Genomic DNA, 24065 nt, shown 5'->3' on the forward strand with positions numbered 1-24065 from the left:
GAGGCCGTTTTTTTCAAAAAATCGGATTCAGCTGTTTGCGGCCAGAAAGAGGAGGGCGCAGAAGAGGTGGATATTGCGAAACCGCGACCGCATGAAGATATTGGCGTGGTAGAGTTGGGTTTCGATGGTCTTTTCCGAGAGGTTGAGGCGTCGGGCGATCTCCTTCACCGAAAGTCCCTCCTGTTTGTTGAGGATATAGATGCGCTTACGCGCAGGGGGCATCTCTTCGACCAGTTTGGCGATATATTCGCTTGTGAACGAGAGGTTCACCATGTTGTCGGTCGTGTTCTCCCCCCCCCTCCGGGAGCCCTCCTGCTGCACGACGTCGATAAACGCCGAATTGAGCAGCATACGGCGTCCTTCGCGGTAAACCAGGTTGCGGGCGACGGTGAAGACCCAGGCCTGGAAATTGCGCTCCTCGTCGATCGTCGCGCGGTATTCCCACAGCCGCAGAAAGAGTTCCTGGGTGATGTCCTCGGCCAGCGACTTGTTGAACAGCGTCTTGCAGGTGAAGTTGTAGACATACCCGCCCCACCGTTCGTAAATGGCGTCGAAAGCCTCGCGGTCGCCTTGTTTCAGACGCCGTAACAACTCTTTTTCCGTCTCTTTCGTTTTCATTTCCGTGCTGTCAGGGACGCCTTTTCCGGCGGCGCCAATGCAACAAAGTTAAAACTATTTTTATCGTTTGAAACACTTCCGGGGCTTTTTTCACGATTTTGTTACGATACCTAATTATAAAAGAGAACGGCGTTTAGACGAAAAAAATCGCACGGCGGATAAGGGTTTTTGCCGCGTCGTGCATATTTATGAATAGTGATTATGGAGCACTGAAAATACCTTTTAAATTTTTTTTCGAAAAATTTTAAAAGTCAACCAAAAAATGAAACCCAAGAATCTGTTCAAGGGAATCCTGGCGTTATTTCTGTTGCTTTTTGCGGCCGTCGGCTGCGAGCGGGATCTAACCGTGGATTGCAGCGATGCGGAGTTTTCCGTGCTCAACGGGGACGACACGCCCGTAACCACCCGGCAAACCCTCAATTTCAATACCTCCGCCAGCCTGAAACTTCAGGCCCGGAACATTGCCTCCACCGAGGCCTCCGTGCCCGAGGGCTGGGGCTGCGAAGTGGATATTCCCAAACGTGCGGTCACCGTCACCGCGCCCGACGGCGCCTATAAGGATGCCGCCCTCGACGGCGACATTGTCATCACGGCCAAGGGTGTCAACGGCTCCCTCGTCCGGGTCACGGTCCCTGTCGAGGCGGTCGACGCCGAGGTCGTGTTGAAATGCACCGACGACCTCGCCGAACCCGTGTCGCTGGCTTACGGCGAATCCGCCGAGCTGACTTTCGACGCCCGGAATGTCGAAAGAATCGACATGTCCGACCTTCCCGCCGGTTGGAAAGCCGTGCGTGACGGCTTCGTGCTGACCATCACCGCTCCCGCTGCCGATGACGACACCGCCGCCGAAGAGGGTGAGATCGAACTCACGCCTTACAGCCGCCGCGGTTCGAAGGGCGCCTCCGTTATCATCAAAGTCGCCGTGGCCGAAGCGCCTATTGTGCTGACCTGCAATGAGGATATCGGCGATGTGATCCCCTTCCGCCTGAGCGACAAGAAGGTCTTTACCTTCACGGCCTCCCAGAACGTCGTGGATGTGAACGTGTCGGATGCCCCGAAGGGCTGGACGCTGAAGCCCGATCTGGAGAAGCTGTCGCTGGAAATTTCCGTTCCCGACCAGGCTCCTGCCGATCTGGCCGCTGAGGGCAGTATCGTCCTCACACCCATCAGTAACCGCGGTACCGAGGGCGATCCCGTGACGATCCGCGTGCAGGTGAGCATTACGGCTCCTGTGTTGGAATTCGACGTGACTTCGCAGTATTTCGGCCTCGGAGAGATGGTGACCATTCACGTGGCAAAAGCTATCAATGTAGCGGACGTAGGGCTTAAATCGGCCCCCGAGGGATGGACCGCAGTGCCCGACTTCGGCTCTCAGACCTGCGCTCTGACCGCTCCTGCAACGGTTTCCGGAGCAGCTTCATCCGGTAAGTTCGTCTTTACGGCAACCTCCGCATCGCAGGAGACCCAGGAGGTGGAAGTGGAGGTTAAATTCAACGGACTCCACGATGCCGGCGACTTTGTGAAATTCGGCGACGCCGTGGCGGCGGGTGCGTCGATCGACGATTTCCTCCTCGGCGGCGAGGTGAATCTCTTTGCCGATGCCGATCTTTCGCAGGCGGGACGCGACGTGATCGTTGGAGCAGCCGGGAAGCCTTTCTCGGGAATCTTCAATGGCAACGGCCATACGATCACCCTGCGCATTGCCGCTTCGGGTGCCGATGCCGGTCTGTTCCATACGCTGGGTGCCGGAGCCGTGGTTAGGGAGCTGAAACTGGCCGGAACGATCACCTCGTCGGCTTCGGATGCCAATGTTGGCGGCGTGGCCGTCTACAACGACGGCGCCGAACTCAACGGCATCGCTTCGTCGGTGGCCTTTACCTATAATGCCTCCGTAAACGGCGGCTATTACGGCGGTTTGGTCGCCTATACCCGCCAGTCGGGAGCGAAGTACATCGACTGCCATACGACGGGCGCCGTTGTGACCAAGGGTATCAAATACCTCGGCGGGCTTCTCGGCGCCGTGGCGCCCGATACCGAAGGCACGATGACCGACTGTTCGAATGCGGGCAGCATCGTCCTCAATTACGGTGCGCTGGGCATGGGCGGAGGTCATGCCGCCGGTTGCGTAGGCAATACGGAAAAGAGCAAATGGACCTTTACGCGGGTCTCCAACTCCGGTAATATCGACTACAATTTCGGTAAGACCAACGGTGCCATTTATTCCATCGGCGGGGCATTCGGCATGGCCTGCGGCAAATTCGAGGAGTGTTTCAACACGGGTAACGTTGTCGATACCGACGGCGCCGACGCCGTGGCGGGTACACGCCGTATCGGCGGTTTCGCAGGCGCGAGCGCGTCGGGCGGCTATCCGATCAGGGCCTTCAGTTGCTACAACACGGGCAAGGTGGTCGGCATCAGCAACTATGTCGGCGGATTCATGGGGATTGCCGAGGGTTCGAAACCCGCGCTGAACGCTCCCAATGAGTTTACCGACTGCTACAATGCAGGCGATGTGCTTGTGGTCAGCAACACGACTATCTCGGGTATGTTCGGCGGTTTCCTTGCCGTGTCGTACCAGTGCTCCAACCTGACCCGTTGCAGCAACCGTGGAAAAGTCCTCGGATTCACGAACCGCAGTGCCGGCGGCCTGATCGGGGCCGGGGCCGACCAACTCGTGATCGACCAGTGCGAGAATACGGGCATGGTCTATATCGGCTGTACCGTCGCTTCCAATCCCAAGGCCGGACGTCCGTTCGTCGCAGGTCTCGTGGCGATCCGCGGCACGAATCCCGTCACGATCCGCAATTCCAAAAATACGGGAGCCGTTACGGCAATGGTTCAGGCGGCTGCCGATGTGGCAAGCGCCTATGTTTCGGAGATCGTCACCGTCGACGGCAAACCCGATGTGACCGTCTGCGACGATGCAACCAAGACGGCGTCGGCCGGGGCGACCGTCACGGCGATTCTGAAAGATAATTGGAACTCGAACATCCCCGGGTTGTAATTTCCCGGTCATAAAGTAAGGAGGGAGGGCTCTTAGATGGCCTTCCCTCCTTATTTGTAATGTGTTGTGTTACAGTTTCGGGTTGTTCCGGTGCCGCTCCTTGTCGCGGGCGGTCTTCTTGGCGAAGTTGGCCTCGACGGCGGCTGTGAGGTCCACGCCTGTCTGATTGGCCAGGCATACCAATACCCATAGCACGTCGGCCATTTCGTCGGCGAGGTTTTCCGTCTCGCCTTTTTTGAACGATTGGTCGCCGTACCTGCGGGCCATTACGCGGGCCAACTCCCCCACCTCCTCGGTCAGCACGGCCATGTTGGTCAGCTCCGAGAAATAACGCACGCCGTACGCTTTGATCCAGGCGTCGACGCGTTCCTGTAATTCTTTGATCTCCATATTACTTTACCCTTATCAGATTCAGTCCGTCGCGCAGCGGGACGATGACGTTTTCCACGCGCGGGTCTTCGACGACCGTGCGGTTGAACTCCACGAGTGCCTGCGTGTGATGGTCGTTGCGGGCAATGGGCTGCACGACTTTTCCCGACCAGAGGATGTTGTCGGCGATGAGCACCGAGCCGCCGTGTACCAGCGGCCGTCCGCCGTCGTCGCCCATCAGCATCCGGTAATAAGCGGGATATTCGCGTTTGTCGCCGTCGATGAACACCAGGTCGAACTCCTCGCCCAGTTTCGGAGCGATTTCGAGTGCCGAGCCGATGTGCAGTCTGATTTTATGGCCGTGGGGACTGCGCGCAAAATACGAGCGGATGAACTCCTCTTGTTCGTCGTCCACCTCGATAGTGTGCAGTTCGGCCCCTTCGCCGAGCCCCGCGGCCATCGAGAGCGCTGAATAACCTGTGAAAGTCCCGATCTCGAGCATTCGTTGCGGCCGCACCATCCGCACCAGCATCTCCAGCAGTCGGCCCTGAATGTGTCCCGAGAGCATGCGCGGCGCCACGGCCCGCAGGTTGGTCTCGCGGTCGAGTTCGTGGAGCAGCTCTTCTTCGGGTGCTGAAAAGTCGTGCACGTATCGTTCGAGAGCGTCCATTATTCCCGGTAAAACCCGTGTTTGTTGAATTCGTACGATGCGGCAATGACCTCCGGGGTGTCGGCTTCGAGCCACAGCAGGCATTCGCGCGTGAATTCGAGGTAGCCCATGCCGTTGGCCGTCACGATGTTGCCGTCGTGTACCGCTTGCCGCTCTTCGTAGAGGGATTCTGCCGTGTAACGGTCGCCGCCCCATTTTTTGAGCATTTTGACCGTGTTACCCGTGTGACGCACGCCGTTCAGGAACCCGTGCGCCGCGAGGAACGATGCCGCGTTGCAGATCGCACCGACGAGTACGCCGCGTGCAAGTGCCGCTTCGACGATCGGAACGACCCGCTGCGCCTCCTCCGACTGCCATGCCATGCCTCCTACGAGGATCAGGGCCGCATAATCTTCAGGCATGGTTGCGGCCGTGTAATCGACCGTGACGACCAGCCCGCCTATCGAGCGCACCTGTTTTTTCGTGGGCGTCAGCGTGCGTGACGTATAGGGCGTTCCGCCGCCCGCCATTGTCAGGCCGGTGTTGAGTCCCGTGGCGAGAAACGCGCCCTCCCAGTCGGCAAAATCATCGAGCAACAGGAATAAAACTTCTTTTTTCATCTTATTTATAGATCAGACGTGACATATTCGAGAATACGGTTTCGGCAACTTCGGTCAACTGTGCGGCCGTCAGGTCGCGGACTTTGGCGTAGACCTGCTCCATGGTGTCCACATCGTCGTGGATCAGCAGGCTCTTGCCCGCGCCGAGCATGTAACTCTCGTTACTTTCGCTCGAGATGGCCAGTTGTGCGATGAACTGCTTTTTGGCCATCGACAACTGCCGGGCCGTGAGCGGTGCGGTGCGGAGTTTTTGCAACTGACTTTCGATCAGGCCGATGCACTGATCCGCATTGCTGTGGTCCGAACTGAAATAGATGGCCACGATACCCGTGTCGCCGTAAGGCGTGTAGTTGGCTTCGATGTTGTACGACAGCCCGTTCTTCTCGCGCAGGACCACGTTCAGCAGCGAGTTGGCGCTCGGACCCCCGAGGATGTTCGTGAGCAGCGCCAGCGGTAGCCGCTGCTCTTCGCCGATGCCGCAGGCGCGGTTGCCGATGATGCAGTGGGTCTGGTGGGTGTGCTTCACGACGGTCTTTTCGAACGGCGCATAGGTCGAGGGTGCGGCCCGCTCGAATCCGCGCACCGTCGCCGGGCGGTCGGCGAAATAACGGGCCGCCACCCCTTCGGCAGCCTTGGCCGAGAAATTGCCGATCGACGAGAAGACCATCTGATCCGTGGTGTGCGTGCGCGCCGTGAAGGCGCGGATCGCGTCGCCGTCATAGCGCATCAGCGATGCCTTGCGGCCCAGAATGTTGTGCCCCAACTCCGAATCCGCGAAAAGCAGGTCCTCGAAGGTGTCGTAGATCATGTCGGCGGGCGAATCCTTGTAGGTGTTGATCTCGTCCGCGATCACCTCCTTTTCGCGCTCCAGTTCCCGGTCGGGAAACGTCGAGTGGAAGGCGATGTCGGCGATCAGTTCCGCGGCCTTGGCGAAATCGCCCCGCAGCGTCGTGGCGTGTATGGTCGTATCTTCCTTGGTGGTGAATGCGTTCAGCTCCCCGCCGAGGTTCTCCAGCCGGCAGTTGACCTGCCAGGCGCGGCGGTGCTCGGTGCCCTTGAAAAAGGCATGTTCCGTGAAGTGCGCCAGTCCGTACTGGTCGGGATGCTCGTCGCGGCTTCCGGCGCCGATCACCAGCGCGCAGTGCGCCACCGATCCTTTCACTTGGCGGTGGATGCCCCGGATGCCGTTGGGCAGTCTGTATGTGAAAAATTCCATTTCGGTCGCTTAAAGTTTGGTCCTGAGGCGCAGAAACTCGCCCGTATGGCTTTCGGGGCATTTCTCCAGATCGCGGGGCGTTCCTTCGAACACCACGCGGCCGCCCTGCGTACCCGCTTCGGGCCCGAGGTCCACGACCCAGTCGGCGCATTTGATGATGTCCATGTTGTGCTCGACGATCACGATCGTGTGGCCGCGCTCGATCAGGGCGTTGAAGGCCGCCAGCAATTTCGAGATGTCGTGGAAATGCAGTCCCGTCGTGGGTTCGTCGAAGATGAACATCACGCCGCCCTGCGCCGAATCCTTTGTCAGGAACGACGCCAGTTTCACGCGCTGGCTCTCGCCGCCCGAGAGCGTCGACGACGACTGCCCGAGTTTGATATATCCCAATCCCACGTCTTGCAACGGTTTCAACCGTTCGACGATGCGCTTGCAGGTCGAATTCTTGCACTCCTCGCCGAAGAACGCGATGGCGTCGTCTACGGTCATTTCCAGCACGTCGTAGATCGACTTTCCGCGGTATTTGACCTCCAGCACTTCATCGCGGAAACGCCGACCGCCGCACGCCTCGCAAATCAGCTCCACGTCGGCCATGAACTGCATCGAGACTTTGATGACGCCCTCGCCCTGGCACTCCTCGCAGCGTCCTCCCGCGATGTTGAACGAGAATGCCGAGGCTCCCAGTCCGTTGTGCTGGGCATAGGGCTGGTCCGAGTAGAGTTTCCGGATTTCGTCGTAGGCTTTGATGTAGGTCACGGGGTTGGAGCGCGACGACTTGCCGATGGGATTCTGGTCGACCATTTCAACCGATTTGAGCAGCTGCACGTCGCCGGCCAGTCCGTCGAAATCGCCGGGTTTGACCCCCGTGTCGTACAACATGCGTCGCAGCGCCGGGTAGAGAATACCCTTTGCCAGCGACGATTTTCCCGAACCGCTGACGCCCGTGATGCAGGTCATCACGCCCAGCGGAATCCTTACGTCGATGTTGCGCAGGTTGTTTTCCCGTGCGCCTTTGACGGTTATCGAGTTGCTCCATCCGCGTTCGGTCGTCGGAACGGCTATCTCGCGCCGTCCCGTGAGGTAGTCGGCCGTGAGGCTCTTCCTGCTTTTCAAAAGTTGGGGCAGCGTGCCGCTGAAAACCACTTCGCCGCCGTTGTAACCCGCTTTGGGGCCGATATCGACGATCCAGTCCGCCGCGCGGATCACCTCCTCTTCGTGCTCCACGACGATCACCGTGTTGCCCAGGTCGCGCAGCTGCTTCAGCACGGCGATCAGGCGGTTGGTGTCGCGCGGATGCAGTCCGATCGAGGGTTCGTCGAGGATGTAGAGCGATCCCGTGAGGTTGCTGCCCAGCGATGTCGAGAGGTTGATGCGCTGGCTCTCGCCGCCCGAGAGGGTCGACGACAGCCGGTCGAGCGTCAGATAGCCCAGTCCCACGTCGGCGAGGTATTGCAGGCGGCTGCGTATTTCGACGAGGATGCGCGACGCCGTTTTGGCGTCGTGTTCGTCGAGCTCGATTCCTTCGAAGAATACCGTCAGCTCGTTCACGGGCATCGTCACCAAATCGGCGATCGTCTTCCCGCCGACGCGCACGTACAGCGCCTCTTTGCGCAGGCGCGAACCTCCGCAGTCGGGACACGTCGTCTTGCCCGTGTAGCGGGCCTTCATCACCCGGAACTGGATTTTGCGCCGCTCCGAGTCGATGTATTCGAAAAATTCGTCGAGTCCGTGGAAATATTCGTTGCCGCGCCACAGCAGGCGTTTCTGCCCGGGCGTCAGTTCGTGGAACGGCGTATGGATCGGAAAGTCGAATTTCGAGGCGTTCTCCACGAGTTTCTGTTTCCATTTGCGCATCGTCTCGCCGCGCCAGCAGGCTATGGCGTCCTCATAGATGGTCTTGCTCTTGTCGGGGATAACGAGATCCTCGTCGATGCCGATCACTTTGCCGTAACCTTCGCACCGGGGGCAGGCCCCCAGCGGGTTGTTGAAGCTGAACAGGTGCTCCGAGGGGTGCTCGAACTCGATGCCGTCGGCCTCGAAGCGCGAGGAAAATTCGTGGACACCCTCGTCTGTGACGATTTCGCAGATGCCCTCGCCGTAGGAGAACGCGCGGGCCACCGAGTCGCGGATGCGGGTTTGCGTGTCCTCGTCCGTCGTGACGCGCATGCGGTCCACCACCATCCGGATATCGTCGGCCTTCGTGTCGGGGCCGATGCCGGGGAGGATGTCCTCGATGAGCTTCACCCCGCCGTCCGTGTAGACCCTCATCAGGCCCTCCGAGAGCAGCAGCGTCAGCTTTTCGATAATCCCCTGCCCTTCGGCGAGCGCCAGCGGCGCGCCGATCACCACGCGCTGATCCTCGTGCGCGAGAATCCATGCCGCCACGTCGTCCACGCTGAAACAGCGTACCTCCTGCCCCGAGACCGGCGAAAAGGTGTGTCCGATGCGGGCGAACAGGAGTTTGAGGTAGTCGTATATCTCGGTCGTCGTGCCCACCGTCGAACGGGGGTTGCGCGTGTTGACCTTTTGTTCGATGGCGATGGCCGGCGCAATGCCCGAGATGATGTCCACATCGGGTTTGTTGATCTTGCCGAGGAACTGGCGCGCATAGGCCGAGAGGCTCTCGACATAGCGGCGCTGCCCTTCGGCGAAGATCGTGTCGAAGGCCAGCGTCGATTTTCCCGAACCCGAGAGGCCCGTGATGACGACCAGTTTGTCGTGCGGGATTTCAACCTCGATATTGCGGAGGTTGTGAACCCGCGCTCCTTTAATATAGATTGCGTTTTCGTGTGCCATTATGTGTAATTAAAAATTAGAGAATCGTCATTGCGAGGCATCGAAGATGCCGTGGCAATCTGATTGAAACTTTCAGCGTCGCAATTTCGGCGCAGATTGCCGCGCTCTCTTGCGTTCGCTCGCAATGACAGAAATAAAACAGCGCAAAACTCCCAATTTTTAATTCTTATTTTTTCATTTTTCATTGTCTCCATCTGCAATGCTTCCTCCGGCCTTTTTCAGCTTTTCGACGAGTGCTTCCGCACGGCTTTCGCGGATGGTGAGCCGCATGGAACAGAGGTTGTCGAAGGTCTGAGACACCACCTTCGGCTGCTCCTCCTTTACTACCCGCATCACGTCGTTCATCGCCACGTAGGGAAAATCCACCTCCACCGTGCGGTCTACCGTAAGTTCTACGATTTCCGCTGCGGCGATGGCCTCCGCCGCAGACTCCTTGTAGGCGGCTATCAGCCCCGGAACCCCCAGTTTCGTGCCTCCGAAATAGCGGACCACAACCACCAGACAGTCGGTGATGTCGTTCGAAAGCAACTGTCCGAGGATCGGCTTTCCGGCGGTTCCCGACGGCTCCCCGTCGTCGTTCGCGCGGAACGTCTCGCCGTGCGGCCCCAGCCGCCAGGCGTAGCAGTGGTGCGTGGCGTCGTAATATTTCTTGCGCAGGGCGTCGAGCCGTTCGCGGATCTCCTCTTCCGAACGCACGGGGTATATCCAGGAGAGGAACTTGCTGCTCCGCTCCCGGCAGGCGGCTTCGGCTGTGGCCGCGACGGTTCGGTAACTGTCGCCGGCCACCGTTATTTCACTTTTCGGAAAAGGCGCTCCCAGCGGATGTTGGCCGGGAAACGCTTGTTAGCATCGAGCGACAGCCAGACGAACGACGCCTTGCCGACGATGTGGTCCTCGGGTACGAAGCCCCAGAAACGCGAGTCGGCCGAGTTGTGGCGGTTGTCGCCCATCATCCAATAATAGTCCATGGCGAACGTATATTCCGTAGCTTCCGCACCGTCGATGTATATTTTGCCGTTGCGCTCCTCGAGCTTGTGGCCCTCGTAGGCTTCGATGATGCGGCGGTAGAGCGGCAGGTTCTCAGCCGTGAGCTGCACGGTGGCACCTTTCTGTGGAATCCAGATCGGACCGTAGTTGTCCTGGCTCCAGCGGGCTTCGTCCCACTGCGGGAATACGCCGTTGTTGGGGGTGTAGATGTAGCGGCGGACCGAGATGACGTTGCTGAGCTCCTTGACCTTTTCGGCGATTTCGTCCGTGAGCGTCATGAAATACCCCGAGCCGTTGCCGGTATACTCCCGGATGCCGAGGTTGTCGATGGCGTACTGCGTGAAAGGCGACGAGGTCTGCACGACGTAACTGTACTGCAATCCCGGCACCTCCTCCTGAGGCCGGCCGTTGATGAAAGCCTGTCCGTCACGCACCTCGAGCGAGTCGCCCGGGATGGCGATGCAGCGTTTGATGTAGTTCTCGCGCTTGTCTACGGGACGGCTGATGATCGTATACTCCTGGTTGAGACGCTTGCGCCCCTCCTCCTTGCCGAACGAACGTTCGAAATCACGCACCACGTCGTAATAGGTCGAGGCCGGGTCTTCGAGCAGTACCGTGTCCCCAGCCGGGAAATTGAAGACCACCACGTCGTTGCGGCGGATGGGTTTGAGTCCCTTCAGACGGTGGTACGGCCATTTGATCGCCTCGGAGAACGATTTCTTGGTCTGCGAGAACGGCATCGTGTGGTGCACGAACGGGAACGACAGCGGCGTGTTGGGCATCTGGGGCCCGTAGGTCACCTTGCTCACATAAAGATAGTCGCCCACCAGCAGCGACCTCTCCATCGACGAGGTGGGAATGACGTACATCTGGAAGAAGAAAATGTGGACCAGCGTGGCGACGACCGTGGCGAAGATGATGGCGTTGACCCACTCGTAGACGGTCTTGTAGACCTTGCTCCGATGGCACATGTTCACGTTGTGGCTCCACACGTAGCGGTAGAAGAACTTCGTGATGTAGAGGTCGAAGATGACCGGCAGTCCCAACAGCATCCAGAGGTTGCCCGTCCAGACCACGAACCATAGCGTATAGAGCAGTGCGGCGAGCGTGAACCCGACCCATTTGTTGCGTAATAAGTCTCTGATTTTTCCCATTTTGTATCGGTTGTTTCAACTATTTCAGCAGGTCGTCCATCCCGAAGACGCCCTGTTTGCCGCAGAGGAATTCGGCGGCCACGACGGCCCCCATTGCCAGCGTGCGGCGGTTTTTGATCGTGTGTTTCAGTTCCAGCATGTCGTCAGCCGACTCGTAGGTCACGGTGTGAATGCCCGGAACCGCGCCTTCGCGCACCGAGCGTATCTCGATCCGGTCGGCCGGCGTATCTTCGCTGCGCTCCACGCGGTTCGTGGCGTGTGCGATGCCCGGGGCGTAGTTGACCCAGCCCTGCTTGTCGGCGAGGTTGTCGAGAATGCCTTCGGCCAGCGTGATGGCCGTACCGCTCGGGGCGTCGAGTTTCTGGGTGTGGTGCACCTCTTCGATACGCACCCCGTAGCCGCCTACGCGGCCGATCATCGCCGCCAGCTGGCGGTTGATGCGGAACATCAGGTTTACGCCCAGGCAGTAGTTCGAGGCGTAGAACAGCGCCCCGCCCCGCTCGCGGCACAACTCCTGCAACTCCGCCAGGCGGTCGGTCCAGCCTGTCGTGCCGCTCACCACCGCCGCGCCGTTTTCGAGGCACGTGCGGATGTTGGCATAGGCTGTCGCGGGCGTGGTGAATTCCAGCGCCACGTCGATCCCCGCCAAATGTTCCGCGTCGAGCTCGCCGGCATTGTCGGTGTCGATGACAAGGGCCACTTCGTGGCCCCTTTCGGTGAGTATGCGTTCGATTTCACGGCCCATTTTGCCGTATCCGATGATTGCAGCTTTCATTTTATTCCATTTCCCGCAAAGATACGAATAAGCGAGGGCAAAAGCAAGTTTACTTGCATTTTGCCGAGCGGCAGTATCTTCGGCGCAGCCAAAGATACGAATTTATTTCAAAACTAAACGTAGCGGCAGGGTTTATAGTATTCCGGAATTTTGTATATTTGTCGAACAAACCTTTCCCGGTATGCGTTATTTCCTCGAACTTCGGTACAACGGAGCCGCCTATTGCGGCTGGCAGCGGCAGCCCGACATGCCCACGGTTCAGCAGACCCTCGAACGGGCGCTGACCACCCTGCTGCGCGAACCGGTCGAGGTGACGGGCGCCGGACGCACCGACACGGGGGTCAACGCCGCTTATTACGTGGCGCATTTCGACTGCACGACACCCGTCGAAGACCCGGCGCAGCTGGTCTATAAGCTCAATTTCCTATTGCCGGGAGATATCGCTGTCGGGAGCATGACGCCCGTGGCGGAGGATGCCCACGCGCGTTTTCACGCCCGCGAACGGGAATACCGCTATTTCATCGGTCCCTCGAAGAATCCCTTCACGCGTCACCTGACGTGGCAGTACTATGTGCCGCTCGATGTCGGGCGGATGAACGAGGCGGCGGCCATGCTGACGGAATACGACGATTTCACCTCTTTCGCCAAGCTCAATTCGAACAACAAGACCAATATCTGCTGTGTGCGGCAGGCCGTGTGGACCATCGACGGGCATGGTACGATGTGCTTCACGATCCGCGCGGACCGTTTTTTGCGCAATATGGTGCGGTCGATCGTCGGCACGCTGGTCGACGTGGGACGCGGGCGCTATACGCCCGAAGAGTTCCGAGCTATCGTCGAAAGCCGCGACCTGTCGCGTTCGAGTGCGGGAGCTCCGGCACAGGGATTGTTCCTGAGCGACGTACGCTACCCTCCGGAAATTTTCGAACCTCAATGTTATACTAAATTCAAATTACTATGATTGGAACAGTTGTTTGGTTGATCGGCCTCGTATGCGCAATCTGGTGCGTGATGGACATTTTCAAAAAGAACATCTCCACGGCCGGAAAGGTGATCGCATCGATCATCGTGCTGCTCACCAGTTGGCTGGGACTTGCGGTCTATTATTTTTACGGCCGCGACCATCTGGAAGAGTGGTTCCGGTAGCATGAAAAAGAGGAGGTCTGTGGAAGACCTCCTCTTTTTTTTGCGACTGTCCGCGGGTTACAGGTGGATCGCCGCCCCCATTGCCGCCTCGGCGGCCTCCATGACGCCCTCGTTCATCGTCGGATGGGCGTGGATCGTGCGGGCGATCTGGTGGGCCGTGGCCCCGAGCGTGCGCGCAAGCGTCGGCTCGGCCAGCATTTCGGTCACCGAAGCCCCGATCATGTGGGCCCCCAGCAGGCGGTCTTCTTCGTCGAAGAGCAGTTTGACGAATCCGTCGCGATCGCCCGCCGCCGTGGCCTTGCCCGATGCGGTGAACGGGAAGCGTCCGACTTTATAGGCGATGCCGCGCTCCTGCGCCTGCTGCTCGGTCATGCCGACCGATGCCACTTCGGGCGAGGTGAAAATGCACGACGGGATGGTCGTGTAGTCCACCGGCGCGGGGCTCAGTCCGCAGATGGCCTCCACGCAGCAGACGGCTTCGGCCGAAGCCACGTGCGCCAGCGCCGGGCCCGGCACGATATCGCCGATGGCGTAGACGCCCGGGACATTGGTGCGGTAGAACTCGTCCACGACGATCTTGTCGCGCTCGACGGCGACGCCCAACTCTTCGAGGCCGATGTTTTCGATATTGGATTTGATGCCCACGGCCGACAGCACGACTTCGGCAGTCAGCGTTTCCGAGCCTTTCTTACCCTCGATCTCCACTTCGCAAAGCTCTTCGGCGTTGACCTTCACGGCTTTCACCGTGGTCGATGCCAACACCGTCGCACGCAGTTTGCGGAATGAGCGCTCCATGGTCTTCGACACCTCCTCGTCCTCGAGGGGCATCATGCGGGGCATGTACTCGATGACGGTGACTTTGACGCCCAGCGCGGCGTAGAACCATGCGAACTCGCTGCCGATGGCCCCCGAGCCCACGACGATCATCGACTCGGGCAGGCGGCTGAGCGTCAGCGCTTGCCGCGACGAGATCACGTGTTCGCCGTCGACGGGCATGAACGCCATTTCGCGGGGACGTGCTCCCGTGGCGAGGATGATGTGATCGGCCTCGTATTCCGTACCGTCCACGTCGAGCCGTCCCGGGGCCGTGAGGCGTCCGAATCCGGGAATGAGGTCGATGCCGTTCTTGTTCAGCAGGAACAGCACCCCTTTCGACATGGTTTCAGCCACGCCGCGCGAACGGGCTACGATTTTTTCGAGGTCCGGACGCACCTCGCCCGCGAGTTCCAGTCCGTAATGCCCTGCGTTTTTGCAGTAGCCGTAGACCTGTGCGCTTTTCAGCAGCGCCTTGGTCGGGATGCAGCCCCAGTTGAGGCATACGCCGCCCGGTTCGGCGCGCTCCACGAGCGCCACTTTTTTGCCTAATTGTGCAGCGCGTATTGCCGCTACATAACCTCCGGGGCCGCTGCCCACGATGATGATGTCGTATTTCATTATTTTACCACTTTCAATATTTCTCCGTTATCAGCCGCTACGGCGCGTTTCCACTTCTCGTTGTAACCCGGGAACTGGATCTTGCCGGGAATTTGCCGGCCATTGCCGTTGTCCACGAAATGTGCCGCGCTGCCGTCGCCGTCGAGGAACGTCAGCACATCGCCGTGCTCGCTTTTCACGTTGCCGTCCATATATTTCACCAGCAGGTAGTTGTTGAGTTTCTGCCAGCGGTCGAAAAGCTCCTGCGCCGTTGAAACGCTCAACTCCGTAAGGTAGTTGCGGCGTGCCGCGGGCGACATCCGGCCTATCCGGGCGCTGACCAGCTCCACGTTGGCCAGCATGTCGTTCTCCCACTTGTCCGTGACTTTGCGGATGTCGGCCGAGATCATGTCGTAACGCATGTAGGCGAAATTGGTCGTGCGGTTGAAGAGCCAGAACGCTGACGTGGGCGAATATTCCAGCATCGAGCCGTTGCCCTCGCGGAAACACTCGGGAACCTCCTGCGCCGAACAGAAAATCGGTGTCAGGCATGAGGTCGCCGCGTCGTCGACGCCGAACCAGAGGATGCCCATGTCGCGCGTCACGTTGGGCCGGGCCTGCGCCACGAACCAGAATCCGGTCTGCTGGGTGGCCGTGGCGCGTTCGTTGACGTAGCTCACGCCGTCGACTTCGAACTCCATCGGACGCCAGCGGTAGGGACAGTTGTGGCCTCCGGCGCCGATGTCGGTGGTCATGTCCATCGGGGTTCCCTCATAGTGGTCGCGCATGCAGTCGAAGACCGTTTTGGGTGACACCTTTGTACGAGGCTTTACCCACAGCGGCATGCGATTCTCCTTGTTGTGGCCCATTGCATAGTCCACATACCGGTCCATGTCGTCGGCCACGGTGCGGAAGAAGGCCCACACGCGGGCTTCGCAGGCGCGCAGGGCGCCGAAGTCGAGGGGTGCATAGGCGTCGCAGAAACTAAAATCGGCATCCGGGCCGTCGTAATACCCCATCTCCCGGGCGAACGAAATCACGTCGGATGCGTAGAGGCAGTTCTCGGGATCGTTCTTCGGGAAGGTGGTGATGCGGGCCTGGTTGGCATGGGCCGAAACATAGCCGTCGGGAATGCGGCGGGCTACCCAGACGATACCCTTACGGGCGTTGCCGCCCTTGCCGTCGTCCTGAAAACCCTTGCCGATCAGCTCCATGATCCACGCCTCGTCGGGATCGGCGATCGAGAACGATTCGCCGCCCGACGCATAGCCGTAGGTGTTGGCCAGGTCGACGATCACGCCGATCGCCTCGCGGGCGGTCTTGGCGCGCTGCAACGTGATGTAGATCAGCGATCCGTAGTCCATGCGTCCCGTCGAGTCCTCCAACTCGCGGCGGCCTCCGTAGGTCGTCTCGCCGATGATGAGCGAGTGCTCGTTCATATTGCCGATGGTCGAATAGGTTTCGCGCACCTGCGGGATGTCCCGCAGGTAGCGGCCCGTGTCCCATTCGTAGACGGGCAGCATCGCCCCGTCTTTGAATTTGCCGCCGGGGGTGTGGTACAGTGCGCCGTAGAGCGCATGGGAGTCCGCCGCGTAGGTGACCATCACCGACCCGTCGGTCGAAGCTCCTTTGGTGACGATGAAATTGGTGCAGGCCGACGCCGCACTGTATGCGACTGCGGCGGTCGCTGCAAGAATCAATCGGAGTTTTTTCATTGTTTTTCAGGTTTTGACACCAAAGATACTAAAAAGAACGGACGGTTCCAAACCCGAATTGCGTATGGTTCAACAAAACTGTCCAATCCCCTAAAAGTGCCGTTACGGCACAAAACTGTTCGGAACCGGTAAAATTTCGCTATATTTGTATCGGATGTAGTGTCTGGTCATCCCGGAAATACCCCCCCCCGGTGTGGAGGTAATAAACTGTAATTCAATAGTATCAATGAAGAAGTTTCTGCTGTTGCTTCTCTCCGGGGCGATCTTCGGGGCCTGTTCCGACAAGAAAGCGCACCCTGCTTTGGTGACCGATGTCGTCATGCCTCCCGAATCGTGGGTCTTCGCACCCGGCGACGGGGTGACCGTTTCGGCCGAGGGATTCGAGCCCGATGACGAAATCATGCTCGAAATCTATTGGGAGGAGGGCGCCGAGGGGTTCGCTCCGAACGGTTTCGCCAAGGGAGTGCGGGGGATCGTCACGTTGCGCACCGCCGTGAGCGTCACCTTTCTGGCTCCGGGGCACTACCCTGCTTCGACGACACGGGTGCTGCTGTTTCGCCGGGGGCATCTGATGCCTCTGGGTAAGATCCGCGTTGCCGACGGGGTTCCGAAAGCCGCGGCGCTTTACGGCATTTCGGATTCCGACACGGACAAAACCGTGATCGACCGCATCGACCTTTCGACAGGCGGTGTCACGCCGATTGAAACGCTCGGCGCCGGCTGGGGAATCACCTGCGCCGTGGGACTTCCCGGTTCGGGCTGGATCTGCGGCGTTTATTCCGGTTCGATGGTCGGTTTCGACCTTACGATGAATTATTATAACGATTTCGGATACCGGAATTGTCTCTTGGCCGGGCAGATCACCGACTCCTCCGTCGGACTCATTTCCCACGATGCGGGGCGGCTGAGGCTGACCACACAAACCATGACCCGCACTCCCTCCCCGGCTCCGGTCTCCTGGCCGGTGCCCGACGAGGTCGTGCATACGCTGGCCGTGCAGCCGTTCGTGCGGGTCGGTTCCGATCTGCTGCTCGCACAGCGCAATGCCGACGGCACCTGCGCTCCGGTGGTGCTGCGGGTTTCCGGTGGTGCCGGGTCGGGCGAGGCCGTGGAGGCCGATGCGATGGTCCCGTTCTGGACGGCGGTCCCTTCGGCGGCCGATCCGGACAAGATGGTTCAGGCCGGCGGCTATGCCGTGTCGAAGGAGGGCATAACGCAACTGCGGCTGTTCAACACCGCCGGGGACGGTACTTTCGGGGAGACGCTGGCCGAGGTCCCGGGCACGGTGCTGTCGGTTACGGAATATGCGCCGGATAAAAATACGCTGGAGATTTACCTGCTGTGCGAAGCGCTTGGCGGGCGGCACATACACGTCTACGATGCACTGAAAAAGACGCAGCGGACACTTCCCGGGGAGTTCGGCTGTTCGCGGATCGTGGCGGCAAAATAACGGCTTTTTGGCCGACGGTTTCGTGTTTGTATGAATTTTGCGTATTTTTACCGGATAAAATCGAAAAACCAATGTCGGATATAGCTTGTCAACTGTCGTTCGTGCGTTCGACGCTTCCCGCGGAGGTCACGCTGGTTGCCGTGTCGAAGACACATCCTGCGGAGATGATCCGCGAAGCCTACGATGCCGGGCACCGCATCTTCGGCGAGAGCCGTCCGCAGGAATTGCGTGAAAAATACGAGGCTCTGCCCAAGGATATCGAGTGGCACATGATCGGCCACCTGCAGACCAACAAGATCAAATATATCGCACCGTTCGTGGCGTTGATCCATTCGGTCGACAGCGCCCGTTTGGCCGAGGCCATCCAGCGCGAAGCGGCCAAATGCGGACGCACGATCGAGATACTTTTGGAGATACACGTCGCCGAGGAGGATACCAAGACGGGCTGGAATATCGGCGAATTGAAGAATTACGTCGGGACCGCTCCTTTTGCCCGGATGCCGAACATCTGCGTGCGCGGCGTCATGGGTATCGCCACCAATACCGACGACGGTGCGGTGATCCGCCGTGATTTCGACGAGCTTCGCCGCTGCTTCGAACTGCTGCAACCCTACTTCGGACCGCGGTTCAACACGTTGTCGATGGGCATGTCGCACGACTATCCGCTGGCCGTCGAATGCGGTTCGACGATGGTGCGCGTCGGCTCCCTGATCTTCGGCCGGCGCGGGCTTAAGAAGCCCGTTTTATGAGTGGTTGCCGCATTGTTTGTCAGCGAAATAACGATTAAGTATACTAAACCAGACAGACTATGAAAATCGGATTTATCGGATTCGGGAATATGGCGCAGGCCCTCGCGCACGGCCTGGTTCGCGGGAAAGCCGTCGAGGCCGGGAATATCGGCGCGTGTGCGCGCGACCGTGCGAAACTGCTGCGCAACACGGAGCCCCACGGGTTCCGGGCGTTCGACGATGCCGCGGCTGTCGCGGAGTTTGCCGACATCGTGGTTGTCGCCGTGAAACCCTACCAGGTCGAGGCGGTCGTGACACCCGTCCGGGAACTGCTGGCTAAGAAGATCGTCGTTTCGGTGGCCGCAGGCGTCACGTTCGACGATTACGAGCGGATGCTCGCACCCGGTACGGCCCACCTGTCGACCATTCCCAATACGCCCGTCTCGGTCTGCGAAGGAATCGTCGTCTGCGAACGCCGCCATTCGCTCTCGGATGTGCAGTGGACATGCGTCGAAGGGCTGTTTTCGAAACTCGGAATCGTGATCCGGATGGATACTGCCCTGCTCGGGATTTCGAGCACCGTCTGCGGCTGCGGTCCGGCGTTCGTCGCCATGTTCATGGAGGCGCTGGCCGACGGTGCGGTCAAACACGGCATTCCGCGCGCCGATGCCTACCGGATGGTGAGCCAGATGGTCGCCGGAACCGGGAAGCTGCAACTCGTGACGGGACAGCACCCCGGTGTGATGAAAGACGCTGTCTGCTCGCCCGGCGGCACGACCATAGTGGGTGTCGCCGAGCTGGAACATAAGGGGTTGCGCGGTGCGGTCATCGCCGCCGTCGATGCCGTGCAGAACAAGCCCGCCTGAGAGGCGGGCTTTAGGGGCGGCGGGCAGTTTCCCGGCGTCCTGCCCGGTTCTGCGCCCGCTTAAGAGGCGGGTTTTAAGGGGCGACTTATCGTTACCTCGCTTTCCTGCCGGTTCTGCGCCCGGATGTGATAATCGTTTTAGGGAAGGGTTTCGGGGTATGTCCCGAGGCCCTTTTCTTATTTGTGCAGTCCGAGTCCGCGCATCAGGCTTTTCCACCAGCGCGAATACCACTTCTTTTTTCGGCAGGGAGCCGCCGGTCGCCAGCTGCCGAGACAATGGTGTATGGCGTAGCTTTCGGGAACGGCTTTCGCGGCATACGCGGCTATGGTCGGCGAGGGATGGATGCGGATGCCTTCGTCCAACTCCTGCGCAACATCCTTGTATTTCAGCCCGGCCGGGCGTGCATGGTATGCCATGATGTCGGGCGCGATGATTCGGTCGTAGAGCGTGCCGTCTTCGCGTATGAAACGGTGGCTTTCGTACCAGTCGAGGCAGCGCCGGGTGAACGGATGCCTTGCCGTGACGCCGAATGCCCCTGACTGCAAACCCAGCCCCACGTCCGCAAATAACTCGTCTGTCAGTACCTCTCCCGCTTCTGAAATACGGTCTTGGGCGATGTTGCGGGCCAGCACCGACTCTTCGGTCTCTATGACGGCGAACATCTCGGCGTCGAGCAGGTCATCGAACGGTTTGAGCACTTCGACATCGGTGTCGAGGTAGATGCCGCCCTCGTGATAGAGTGCATAGTGGCGGATGTAGTCGGCGGCGAAAGCGTATTTCTTTCGCTCGATCGCCTCGCGGACCCAGGGTACGGAGTTTACGTCGAAACGGCTCTCGTCCCAGCGGACGATTTCGTAACCGGGCAGTGCCCTGCGCCACGATTCCATGCACTGCCGGACCCGTTCGGGATATTTACCCCCCCCCAGCCAGCAAAAGTGGATTTTTTTGGGTATCATTCAGATGGAGTCAGTAAGTTTCGGACCGTATTACCGTACCCGCAGCGAACGCCCGATGCGCAGGATGGTGGTCGATTTGATGCCGTTCAGCCGGCAGATGTTCGCAACCGTCGTACCGTGGCGGCGTGCGATGGCGCCCAGCGTGTCGCCCGAACGGATCTTATAGTATTTCATGGCCGCTTTTTCGGCGGCTTCCTGCTTGTCCTGCTCTTCGTTGGCGATCTCGTCGTCGAAATCCTGCCCGGCGTTGGAGTAGATGCTGAAGAACGATTTTTTCAGCAGGAACGTCTCGCGGCTGAGCGTTCCGTTTTTGAAGTCGATCAGACGCTCGGGATCGAACGACTGCCCGTAATAGCGGGTTTCAAAATGGAGGTGAGGCCCTGTCGAACGGCCCGTCGAGCCGCCCAGACCGATAATCTGCCCGGCCTCGACCCATTGCCCGGGTTCCACCATGCGCTCCGAGAGGTGTCCGTAGTAGGTTTCCAGGCCGTTGTCGTGGCGGATGATGACGAGGTTGCCGTAGCCGCCCTTGTTATACTGCGAGATGCGCACACGGCCGCAGAAGGTGGCATAGACCGGATCGCCCATTTTGAGCGGCAGGTCCACGCCCTGATGCTGGCGCCGGCGCCGCGGGCCGTATTTTCCGCGCGGATGCACCGAGCCCTGATAGGGGCAATGGTAGCTGGTCAGCGAATCCACGAGGTCGATGACCACCGATTTGGGCATGCCCGACATATCGACTTCGCGGTAAGGGAAAAGCGTCGTCGTGTCCCAGTATTTTTCGAAAATGGTGCTGTCCTTGGCGATCTCCCGGTTGCGGATGTATTTCCACGAATTGTCGCTGTAAAGGATCACCTGCACGGCATCGTTGTCCGTCGTGAGGGTGTCGATCACGGTCAGCCCGTTGGTGTCGAAGATGGATTCGATCTTCGTGGGGCGAAGTCGCAGCTGCAACGCGGCAATGGAGTCTGCGGCGGCCTGTTCCGGGTCGATGACCGGGGCCGGTGCGGATTTTTGTTCCGGACGGCTTTCGGCGATACGTCCGGCGGTGTAAATCATGTTTTTCAATGAATCGATCAGGTCGGCCTGCCGTAATGCTACTGCCCGGAGCGAATCTGCTGCTGCAGTTTCCCGGGTTTCGGCAACAGCCTGCGCCCGTGCGTTCCTGGGTTTGCGAGCCGTCGATGTGAAGACCATCGAGAGGGCCGCGAGTGTCAACAGGTATTTTTTCATAGTCTTTTATGGTTGTCTGATTAGTTCCTCGGCCGCTTCCAGCGCCTTGTAGAATTCTTCGCCGAAGCGGCGGACGATCGGTTCCCGGAGGGCTTTGTAGACCGGGATGCCCAGCTTCGCACCGCACCGGCGGGCCGGGGCGCACACCGACCAGCGGTGGTAGTTGAGCCCCACGGTACCGTTCGAGAAGCGCATTATGCGGATCGGGTACAAGTGGCACGAAATCGGCTTGCGGAACGGGGTTTTGCCCTCCATCCACGCCTTTTCGATGGCGCAGAGCGTCACGCCGTTCTCCTCGTAGGTATAGGCGCACTCGGCGTCGTTGACCAGCGGCGTGGTTAGGTCGCCGTCTTCGTCCACGACCATGAAACCCTGCCGTTCGACGGCTTCGATGCCTTCGGGCGTCATGCAGGGCTTGTAATTGGGGTATTCGCGTTCGAGGATTTCCACCTCTTCCGCTTCGAGCGGCGCTCCGGCGTTGCCCTCGACGCAGCAGATGCCTTTGCACTGCGCGATGTCGCAGGCGAAGCACTCGCGCAGCAGGTCGGCGCTCACGATTTTGTCGTCGATCTCGATCATTTGCGGCACGTGTCGGCGATGATGATGTCATAGAGTTCCCCGAGCGACATGTCCATCTCGCGGGCCTGCTTGGGGACGATGCTTCCGGCGCTCATGCCGGGAATCGAGTTCAGCTCGATGAAATAGGGTTTTCCGGAGGGGGTTACGATAAAATCGACCCTTACGACCCCTGCACAGCGGCAGGTTTTGTAAGCCTCGCGGGTCATGCGGTTCAGTTCGGCCTTTACCTCGGGGGTGATGTCCGCCGGGGTGATCTCGTCGGAATAGCCGGCGGTGTATTTGGCCTGGTAGTCGAAGAAGTCCTTTTTGGAAATGATCTCCGTGATGGGGAAAATATACTCCTTCCCGCCGGCGATCATTATTCCGCAGCCCATTTCACGCCCCGCGATGCACTCCTCGATCAGGATTTCGTCGCCCTGGGCGAAGGCCGCGTCGATGGCCGCGGGCAGCTCCTCCGGGCTGTGGACTTTCGTCACGCCGAACGACGAACCGCTGGCATTGGGTTTTACGAACAGCGGCATGCCGAAGTCGGCGGCGATTTTCGCTGCGTCGAACGCCTCGCCACGGCGCAGGAAGACCTCGCGGGCGAGGTTGACACGTCCCGCGAGCGTGCGTTTGGTGGTGATCTTGTCGAAGGTGACGACCGACGAGGTCATTGAACACGACGAATAGGGAATGCCCATCATGTCGAGGTATCCCTGCAGTCTGCCGTCCTCGCCGGGAGTGCCGTGGATGATGATGAGGGCATAGTCGAACACCTTGTGAACGCCGTTGACGGTGATCGAAAAGTCGTTCTTGTCCACCTGCCATTGGCGGCCGTCGGGGGCCGTGTAGTGCCAGTCGCGGTGGTGGAGGTCTACGACCGTGATGTCGTATTTCGAGTGGTCGAGAGCCGCTTCGATTTGTGCGGCGCTCTGGAGGGCGATCTCCCGCTCGGGCGAATCTCCGCCGGCCAGGAGGGCTATCTTCAAACGTGTCATTTCAGGGATTGTATATGTCTTTGTATCGGAATTCCAATATTTCCTGCACCATCCGGGCGAACTGCCGGGCCTCGACATGTTCCGCGTCGATGCGCAGCACGGCATTGAAATCATTGAGCGCCGGGCCCCACTCGCCCATCCGGTAATGGAGCCTGCCGCGCTCGATGTAAAGCGCCGTATCGTCCGGGGTCTCCGCAATTCGTGCCGTGAGGGCCGCGATGCGTGCCGCGGGACTCCACAGCCCTTTGCGGCAGATGTAGGCGGCGACGCCCTCGTCGAGCATCTCCGAGGTGTCCTCGCCCTGTCCGATGCGGTCACGCACGTCCGTCGAGGCGAAATCCTGCAAAGGGGCGTCCGCCAGCAGCGTGATGCGCCCCTCGAACCCTTCGGCGGGCTCGCCCCGGCGGGGATAGACGTAGACGGGGTATTCGAGGATTTTTTCGTATTCCTTCCAGCCGTCGAGCCGGGCGATCTGGTCGCTGCCCATCAGGATCGAGAACTCCATTTCAGACCCGAAGTTTTCCTTCAGGTAACGCAGAGTATCTATTGTGTATGAGGGTTTCGGGAGCAGAAACTCCACGACCGAAGGTTTGATCCGGTCCGGATATTCCGAAGCCGCGCAGGCGATCTCGGCCATTTCGAAACGGTCCATCTCGGGAGCCAGTTCATCGGCCGCCTTATAGGGGCTTTGCGGTGAGACGACCAGCACGGCTTCGTCGCAAAGCCCCTGTTCGACGGCGTATTCCGCCAGCGCGATGTGGCCTTTGTGCACGGGGTTGAACGACCCGAAATAAAGCATCACCCGTTTCAT

The 24065-nt window shown here is 59.7% G+C and carries 22 protein-coding genes; 6 read left to right on the top strand and 16 right to left on the bottom strand.

Features of this window, described 5'->3' with window-relative positions; genetic code table 11:
* Nucleotides 1-27: 27 nt before the first annotated feature.
* Nucleotides 28-618: an RNA polymerase sigma factor gene (locus tag BLU78_RS00895; protein ID WP_010259286.1), complete on the bottom strand. Its 591-nt coding sequence runs from the start codon at nt 616-618 to the stop codon at nt 28-30.
* A gap of 262 nt (nt 619-880) precedes the next feature.
* On the opposite strand from BLU78_RS00895, the gene BLU78_RS00900 reads away from it, so the two are divergent.
* Nucleotides 881-3622, top strand: a complete 2742-nt coding sequence (locus tag BLU78_RS00900; protein ID WP_010259288.1) for a hypothetical protein — start codon at nt 881-883, stop codon at nt 3620-3622.
* Nucleotides 3623-3691: 69 nt separating this feature from the next.
* Here BLU78_RS00900 and BLU78_RS00905 read toward each other — a convergent pair whose 3' ends face one another.
* The 8 genes from BLU78_RS00905 to dapB form a co-directional block, all read right to left on the bottom strand.
* Nucleotides 3692-4012, bottom strand: coding sequence for a nucleotide pyrophosphohydrolase (locus tag BLU78_RS00905; RefSeq protein ID WP_010259290.1), 321 nt, complete (start codon nt 4010-4012; stop codon nt 3692-3694).
* Between the two features lies 1 nt (nt 4013).
* The gene (locus BLU78_RS00910) at nt 4014-4661 is read right to left on the bottom strand and encodes an O-methyltransferase (RefSeq protein ID WP_010259292.1); all 648 of its coding nucleotides are present in this window, start codon (nt 4659-4661) and stop codon (nt 4014-4016) included.
* Nucleotides 4661-5260 carry a DJ-1/PfpI family protein gene (locus BLU78_RS00915; RefSeq protein ID WP_010259295.1) on the bottom strand — a complete coding sequence of 200 codons (600 nt, stop codon included), beginning with the start codon at nt 5258-5260 and terminating at the stop codon, nt 4661-4663. Before BLU78_RS00915 ends, BLU78_RS00910 begins: the two co-directional genes overlap by 1 nt.
* Before the next feature lies 1 nt (nt 5261).
* Nucleotides 5262-6476, bottom strand: coding sequence for a M16 family metallopeptidase (locus tag BLU78_RS00920; protein ID WP_010259298.1), 1215 nt, complete (start codon nt 6474-6476; stop codon nt 5262-5264).
* Nucleotides 6477-6485: 9 nt separating this feature from the next.
* Entirely contained in the window at nt 6486-9272 is a 2787-nt protein-coding gene (uvrA, locus tag BLU78_RS00925; RefSeq protein WP_010259300.1) for an excinuclease ABC subunit UvrA, read from the bottom strand.
* A gap of 174 nt (nt 9273-9446) precedes the next feature.
* Nucleotides 9447-10058: an IMPACT family protein gene (locus BLU78_RS00930; protein WP_010259302.1), complete on the bottom strand. Its 612-nt coding sequence runs from the start codon at nt 10056-10058 to the stop codon at nt 9447-9449.
* Nucleotides 10059-10060: 2 nt separating this feature from the next.
* Nucleotides 10061-11413 carry a signal peptidase I gene (gene lepB, locus BLU78_RS00935; RefSeq protein ID WP_010259303.1) on the bottom strand — a complete coding sequence of 451 codons (1353 nt, stop codon included), beginning with the start codon at nt 11411-11413 and terminating at the stop codon, nt 10061-10063.
* Nucleotides 11414-11432: 19 nt separating this feature from the next.
* Complete coding sequence (gene dapB / locus BLU78_RS00940; protein ID WP_010259305.1) at nt 11433-12188, bottom strand: 4-hydroxy-tetrahydrodipicolinate reductase; 756 nt, start codon at nt 12186-12188, stop codon at nt 11433-11435.
* 181 nt (nt 12189-12369) lie between these two features.
* On the opposite strand from dapB, the gene truA reads away from it, so the two are divergent.
* Both truA and BLU78_RS00950 read left to right on the top strand, forming a co-directional pair.
* Nucleotides 12370-13149: a tRNA pseudouridine(38-40) synthase TruA gene (gene truA / locus BLU78_RS00945; protein ID WP_010259307.1), complete on the top strand. Its 780-nt coding sequence runs from the start codon at nt 12370-12372 to the stop codon at nt 13147-13149.
* Nucleotides 13146-13334 carry a hypothetical protein gene (locus BLU78_RS00950; protein WP_026020571.1) on the top strand — a complete coding sequence of 63 codons (189 nt, stop codon included), beginning with the start codon at nt 13146-13148 and terminating at the stop codon, nt 13332-13334. Before truA ends, BLU78_RS00950 begins: the two co-directional genes overlap by 4 nt.
* Nucleotides 13335-13391: 57 nt before the next feature.
* On the opposite strand, the gene lpdA is transcribed toward BLU78_RS00950, so the two are convergent.
* Together lpdA and BLU78_RS00960 are read right to left on the bottom strand one after the other, a co-directional pair.
* Nucleotides 13392-14768, bottom strand: coding sequence for a dihydrolipoyl dehydrogenase (gene lpdA / locus BLU78_RS00955; protein ID WP_010259312.1), 1377 nt, complete (start codon nt 14766-14768; stop codon nt 13392-13394).
* Complete coding sequence (locus tag BLU78_RS00960) at nt 14768-16462, bottom strand: C69 family dipeptidase (protein ID WP_010259315.1); 1695 nt, start codon at nt 16460-16462, stop codon at nt 14768-14770. The genes lpdA and BLU78_RS00960 overlap by 1 nt, the downstream gene beginning before the upstream one ends.
* A 226-nt stretch (nt 16463-16688) precedes the next feature.
* Here BLU78_RS00960 and BLU78_RS00965 point away from each other — a divergent pair, with 226 nt between their 5' ends.
* The 3 genes from BLU78_RS00965 (at nt 16689) to proC (ending at nt 19506) form a co-directional block, all read left to right on the top strand.
* The gene (locus tag BLU78_RS00965) at nt 16689-17912 is read left to right on the top strand and encodes a WD40-like domain containing protein (protein ID WP_010259316.1); all 1224 of its coding nucleotides are present in this window, start codon (nt 16689-16691) and stop codon (nt 17910-17912) included.
* A 71-nt stretch (nt 17913-17983) separates the two neighbouring features.
* The gene (locus tag BLU78_RS00970) at nt 17984-18661 is read left to right on the top strand and encodes a YggS family pyridoxal phosphate-dependent enzyme (protein ID WP_010259318.1); all 678 of its coding nucleotides are present in this window, start codon (nt 17984-17986) and stop codon (nt 18659-18661) included.
* Between the two features lie 59 nt (nt 18662-18720).
* Nucleotides 18721-19506, top strand: coding sequence for a pyrroline-5-carboxylate reductase (gene proC / locus BLU78_RS00975; RefSeq protein ID WP_010259322.1), 786 nt, complete (start codon nt 18721-18723; stop codon nt 19504-19506).
* A 176-nt stretch (nt 19507-19682) separates the two neighbouring features.
* On the opposite strand, the gene BLU78_RS00980 is transcribed toward proC, so the two are convergent.
* The 5 genes from BLU78_RS00980 to BLU78_RS01000 are packed head-to-tail and all read right to left on the bottom strand — an operon-like array spanning nt 19683 to nt 24065.
* Nucleotides 19683-20462, bottom strand: a complete 780-nt coding sequence (locus BLU78_RS00980; protein WP_074711959.1) for a glycosyltransferase family 32 protein — start codon at nt 20460-20462, stop codon at nt 19683-19685.
* A gap of 30 nt (nt 20463-20492) precedes the next feature.
* On the bottom strand, nt 20493-21695 hold the full coding sequence (locus tag BLU78_RS00985) for a M23 family metallopeptidase (RefSeq protein WP_010259324.1): 1203 nt from the start codon (nt 21693-21695) through the stop codon (nt 20493-20495).
* A 6-nt stretch (nt 21696-21701) separates the two neighbouring features.
* The gene (locus BLU78_RS00990; protein ID WP_010259326.1) at nt 21702-22274 is read right to left on the bottom strand and encodes a DUF3109 family protein; all 573 of its coding nucleotides are present in this window, start codon (nt 22272-22274) and stop codon (nt 21702-21704) included.
* Nucleotides 22271-23254 carry a D-alanine--D-alanine ligase gene (locus BLU78_RS00995; protein ID WP_010259328.1) on the bottom strand — a complete coding sequence of 328 codons (984 nt, stop codon included), beginning with the start codon at nt 23252-23254 and terminating at the stop codon, nt 22271-22273. The genes BLU78_RS00990 and BLU78_RS00995 overlap by 4 nt, the downstream gene beginning before the upstream one ends.
* A 1-nt stretch (nt 23255) precedes the next feature.
* Nucleotides 23256-24065 carry a nicotinate-nicotinamide nucleotide adenylyltransferase gene (locus tag BLU78_RS01000; protein WP_010259330.1) on the bottom strand — a complete coding sequence of 270 codons (810 nt, stop codon included), beginning with the start codon at nt 24063-24065 and terminating at the stop codon, nt 23256-23258.

It is taken from the genome of Alistipes timonensis JC136, from assembly GCF_900107675.1.
In the GTDB taxonomy this organism is placed as follows: domain Bacteria; phylum Bacteroidota; class Bacteroidia; order Bacteroidales; family Rikenellaceae; genus Alistipes; species Alistipes timonensis.

Bases quoted from the DNA above. Each gene is read 5' to 3' on its own strand.
- BLU78_RS00895 (WP_010259286.1), bottom strand. From the start codon at position 618: ATGAAAACGAAAGAGACGGAAAAAGAGTTGTTACGGCGTCTGAAACAA.
- BLU78_RS00900 (WP_010259288.1), top strand. From the start codon at position 881: ATGAAACCCAAGAATCTGTTCAAGGGAATCCTGGCGTTATTTCTGTTG.
- BLU78_RS00905 (WP_010259290.1), bottom strand. From the start codon at position 4,012: ATGGAGATCAAAGAATTACAGGAACGCGTCGACGCCTGGATCAAAGCG.
- BLU78_RS00910 (WP_010259292.1), bottom strand. From the start codon at position 4,661: ATGGACGCTCTCGAACGATACGTGCACGACTTTTCAGCACCCGAAGAA.
- BLU78_RS00915 (WP_010259295.1), bottom strand. From the start codon at position 5,260: ATGAAAAAAGAAGTTTTATTCCTGTTGCTCGATGATTTTGCCGACTGG.
- BLU78_RS00920 (WP_010259298.1), bottom strand. From the start codon at position 6,476: ATGGAATTTTTCACATACAGACTGCCCAACGGCATCCGGGGCATCCAC.
- uvrA (WP_010259300.1), bottom strand. From the start codon at position 9,272: ATGGCACACGAAAACGCAATCTATATTAAAGGAGCGCGGGTTCACAAC.
- lepB (WP_010259303.1), bottom strand. From the start codon at position 11,413: ATGGGAAAAATCAGAGACTTATTACGCAACAAATGGGTCGGGTTCACG.
- dapB (WP_010259305.1), bottom strand. From the start codon at position 12,188: ATGAAAGCTGCAATCATCGGATACGGCAAAATGGGCCGTGAAATCGAA.
- truA (WP_010259307.1), top strand. From the start codon at position 12,370: ATGCGTTATTTCCTCGAACTTCGGTACAACGGAGCCGCCTATTGCGGC.
- BLU78_RS00950 (WP_026020571.1), top strand. From the start codon at position 13,146: ATGATTGGAACAGTTGTTTGGTTGATCGGCCTCGTATGCGCAATCTGG.
- lpdA (WP_010259312.1), bottom strand. From the start codon at position 14,768: ATGAAATACGACATCATCATCGTGGGCAGCGGCCCCGGAGGTTATGTA.
- BLU78_RS00960 (WP_010259315.1), bottom strand. From the start codon at position 16,462: ATGAAAAAACTCCGATTGATTCTTGCAGCGACCGCCGCAGTCGCATAC.
- BLU78_RS00965 (WP_010259316.1), top strand. From the start codon at position 16,689: ATGAAGAAGTTTCTGCTGTTGCTTCTCTCCGGGGCGATCTTCGGGGCC.
- BLU78_RS00970 (WP_010259318.1), top strand. From the start codon at position 17,984: ATGTCGGATATAGCTTGTCAACTGTCGTTCGTGCGTTCGACGCTTCCC.
- proC (WP_010259322.1), top strand. From the start codon at position 18,721: ATGAAAATCGGATTTATCGGATTCGGGAATATGGCGCAGGCCCTCGCG.
- BLU78_RS00980 (WP_074711959.1), bottom strand. From the start codon at position 20,462: ATGATACCCAAAAAAATCCACTTTTGCTGGCTGGGGGGGGGTAAATAT.
- BLU78_RS00985 (WP_010259324.1), bottom strand. From the start codon at position 21,695: ATGAAAAAATACCTGTTGACACTCGCGGCCCTCTCGATGGTCTTCACA.
- BLU78_RS00990 (WP_010259326.1), bottom strand. From the start codon at position 22,274: ATGATCGAGATCGACGACAAAATCGTGAGCGCCGACCTGCTGCGCGAG.
- BLU78_RS00995 (WP_010259328.1), bottom strand. From the start codon at position 23,254: ATGACACGTTTGAAGATAGCCCTCCTGGCCGGCGGAGATTCGCCCGAG.
- BLU78_RS01000 (WP_010259330.1), bottom strand. From the start codon at position 24,065: ATGAAACGGGTGATGCTTTATTTCGGGTCGTTCAACCCCGTGCACAAA.